Origin of the sequence: Streptomyces sp. NPDC047981, from assembly GCF_040653315.1 — a bacterium.
Taxonomy (GTDB): domain Bacteria; phylum Actinomycetota; class Actinomycetes; order Streptomycetales; family Streptomycetaceae; genus Streptomyces.
The window spans coordinates 1-1,896 of sequence record NZ_JBEZNQ010000191.1 but is presented as its reverse complement, the minus strand read 5'-3'; the positions used below and the strand labels follow the sequence as shown (position 1 = coordinate 1,896).

The 1,896-nt window shown below is 75.6% G+C and carries 2 protein-coding genes; both read right to left on the bottom strand.

Features of this window, described 5'->3' with window-relative positions; translation table 11 throughout:
- Window positions 1-67: 67 nt before the first annotated feature.
- Window positions 68-595 (bottom strand): hypothetical protein, encoded by a 528-nt coding sequence (locus tag AB0E14_RS39660; RefSeq protein ID WP_362430438.1) that lies wholly within the window; start codon window positions 593-595, stop codon window positions 68-70.
- On the bottom strand, window positions 583-1,896 hold a 1,314-nt coding region (locus AB0E14_RS39655), incomplete at its 5' end, for a hypothetical protein (protein ID WP_362430435.1). The genes AB0E14_RS39655 and AB0E14_RS39660, both read right to left, overlap by 13 nt.

Genomic DNA, 1,896 nt, shown 5'->3' with positions numbered 1-1,896 from the left:
TCCGTGATCCCGCTGGGCAAGCTCGTCGACGCCACCAGCATCGGCACCCTGTTCGCCTTCGCCCTGGTCAACATCGCGGTGATCGTGCTGCGCCGTGGGCGTCCTCCGCGCCGCGTGGCGCCTCCGTGGCGCGCGCGTCCTCGAAGGTGTGCGGCGGCCGGGCGGTGCCCGGGTCATCCGGCGGCGCGTCGCCGGTCCCCGCCCGCGTTCCCGGCCGGTCCGGCGCGCGCCCTTCGCGGAGCTGGTCGAAGCGCTCGGCATGACCCGGCAGCGGGAAGCCGAGACCGCCCACGGGATCCCACCAGCCGACGACCTCCGCGCCCCGCGCCTCCAGCAGGCCGGCGACGACCTCGCGGAACGAGGCGGGCCGGTCGGCGAACCACCAGCGGTCCCTGATCTGTCCGTTGAGGACCACCTGGCGCCCACGCCGCAGCTCCCAGCCGAGCGACACCGCCCACAGCGGCATCATGCCGTCCGCGGTGACCGGCTCCCCGTCGCGGGCGGAGCCGTCGCGACGGGCCGAGGCCGGGGAACCCGCCGAACCGCCGACGCCGTTCGCACGCTTGGCCCAGTCGACCGTGTTCACCGGTTCCACCTCCACTCCTCCGAGACGGGCCGGCCCCTCTCGCTCCGCCTCGGCGGCTTGCCCTGCCAGGTGATCTCGCCCGGGACGAAGCCGTCCCGCTCGACGATCGCCTCGTGCACCCGCTCCAGCAGATCCTCGGTGTGGTCGCACACCGCGCCGTCCGGATCCGGGCGGAGGGCGACATCGGGCTCGCCGTCGACCTGGTAGACGAGGACGGGGGTGCCGCCCTCGTCGGTGGCGATCGTGGTCCGGTACGTCGCGCCGCTCGGCCGCTCGAAACTGAGCAGCAGGCGGCCGTTCTGTTCGGCTCCGCCGGTGAAGGCGAAGCCCTCGCCGAGCATCGCGTCCTGCAGGGCCTGAGCGAGGTCGATGCGCCGCGTGTACGCCAACTGAAGTTCGTCCAGCTGGGATTCGGCTCCGACGAGCAGCTCCTCCAGAGCCGCGACCGCCGACAGGGCCACCTCGGCGGCGCCGGCCGCGAGCGGTTCCGTGACGGCGGTCAGCGCCGCTTCGATCCGCTCGGCGAGTGCGAGGTCGGCGAGCTCCCTGGCCTCGTCCGCCGCGGCCCTGACGGACGGCCGTACGACATCGAGCCGGTCCTTCGCCTCGGCGGACAACGCCTCGTGGCGCTCCTGTTCGGCCTCGAGGGCGGCTCGGCGGTCCGCCTCCTCACGGGCGGCGCGTTCCTCCGACTGCCGCTCGGCCTCGCGCTCCCGCTCGGCGCGCCGACGCTCCTCGGCTGCGAGTTCCCCGGCGACCGCGGCATGGCGGCCCAGCGCGTGCTCCACCGTGCCGAGCAGAGCCTCGAACCGTGTCTCCGCACCGGGCGCGGCGGAGGCCCGCAACGCGTCGAGCAGGTCGACACAGCGCCGGTGCCCCTCCGGGTCCCGCCCCTGGGCCTCCGCCCCGATCGTGGCCAGCCGCGACGCGAACCCCGCGACCACGGAACCCCGGTCGACGCCCTGGCCGGGCGCGTTCCGCTCACGACCGAGGACGACGACCCGACCGCGCAACTCCTCGATCGATCCGCCGAGGTCCTCGGCACGGTCGACGCCGGCCTGCAGGACGTCGAGCCGCTGCCGCAGGGCGCGTACCTCGGAGGCGTCCGCGTGGACCTTGTCCAGGAGGTCCCGCACCTCGGCAAGTCGACGCGCGTCGGCACCGGCCTGCTCCTGCCGCAACCGGCGCGCGTGCGCCTGCTCGCGCTCGGCTCGGCGGTTCGCCAGCTCGGCCTCCCTGCGCTCGGCCGCCGCCCTGGCCCGTTCCCGGCGTGCCGCCGCCTCGCGGGCCCGCCGGGCGGCCTGTTCGGC